General features: G+C 39.6%; 1 pseudogene. It reads right to left on the bottom strand.

What is annotated here, in order from left to right:
* Window positions 1-445: pseudogene (locus tag J8M01_RS23810) on the bottom strand (cell surface protein); the annotation flags it as partial.

Raw genomic sequence — 445 nt, 5'->3', positions numbered from 1 at the left:
CTGCTGAGCTGATTTGAATCTAAGCCCAGTGACGTCAGTTGTGTATTTGCACTCACGTCTATGTTAGTCAACTGGTTATTATCAAGATCGAGTCGCGTTAAGCGCGTGTTACTAGCAACATCAATCGTGCTCAATTGATTATTATTAAGGCCCAGCGTTTCCAGTAAAGTGTTGTTCGATACATCAATGCTGCTGAGCTGATTTGAATCTAAGCCCAATGAAGTAAGTTGAGTATTTGCACTCACGTTCATGTTTGTGAGTTGATTGTTGTCTAAATCTAATCGAGTCAAAGCGGTATTACGACTGACATCAATAGCACTCAGCTGATTGTTATTCAGCCCTAACGTTTCCAGTAAAGTGTTGTTCGATACATCAATGCTGCTAAACTGATTTGCATCTAAACCTAATGAAGTTAGTTGCGTATTTGTACTCACATTGATGTTAG

Source organism: Pseudoalteromonas sp. MMG005, from assembly GCF_018101015.1.
Classification (GTDB): domain Bacteria; phylum Pseudomonadota; class Gammaproteobacteria; order Enterobacterales; family Alteromonadaceae; genus Pseudoalteromonas; species Pseudoalteromonas aurantia.
The sequence above is the reverse complement of the archived record's forward strand: the minus strand, read 5'-3'. Positions and strand labels throughout refer to the sequence as shown.